The organism is Stenotrophomonas sp. GW821-FHT01H02A, from assembly GCF_059422145.1.
In genome coordinates this window covers 1-615 of sequence record NZ_JBWKWI010000031.1, presented here as the reverse complement: position 1 = coordinate 615, position 615 = coordinate 1, and the positions used below count along the sequence as shown (strand labels likewise).

Below are 615 nucleotides of genomic sequence, written 5' to 3'. Positions count from 1 at the left end.
TTGCTGGACGGCTCGTTCTCCAGCCAGCTGTTCCAGGTCGGCGCCAACGCCGGCCAGGCCATCGCCATCGACAAGGTGGTGGATGCGAAGGCCAATGCACTCGGCGGTGCGCGCTTCTCGACCGGTACGGTCGATGCACCGACCCTTACTGGCACGCCCGCCACGACGGCCGACTTTGCATCGTTCACCATCACCAGCGCGCAGGGAGAAGTCACCTTCGACGCACTGAAGATCGAAGACACGACCGCTCCCGCGGCAGGCAAGGCACTCGCCGCGCACATCAATGCCAAGATCGGTGAAACCGGCGTTTACGCCCAGGCTGCTGATGACGGTGCCATCACCCTGACGTCGGTGAAGGACAGCGTTGACAAGGACGGTGCCTATGTCGCGATCGACTCCACGCTTGCCGATTTCAATGCAGAGGCAGCCGAAGGAAAGGCAGTCTTCGCCGACAAGCTTGACGTCTCTGAAGTTGCCGGCGCCCAGCAGGCACTGGAAATCGTCGACAAGGCGCTGAGCGCCATCAACAACACCCGCGCCGACCTCGGCGCCATCCAGAACCGCTTCACCTCGGTGGTGGCGAACCTGCAGACCTCGACCGAAAACCTGTCCGCG

The 615-nt window shown here is 63.1% G+C and carries 1 protein-coding gene; it reads left to right on the top strand.

Going from position 1 to position 615, the window contains the following annotated elements:
• The coding region (locus AC07WC_RS17765) for a flagellin (protein ID WP_495211173.1) at window positions 1-615 on the top strand (615 nt) is incomplete at both ends.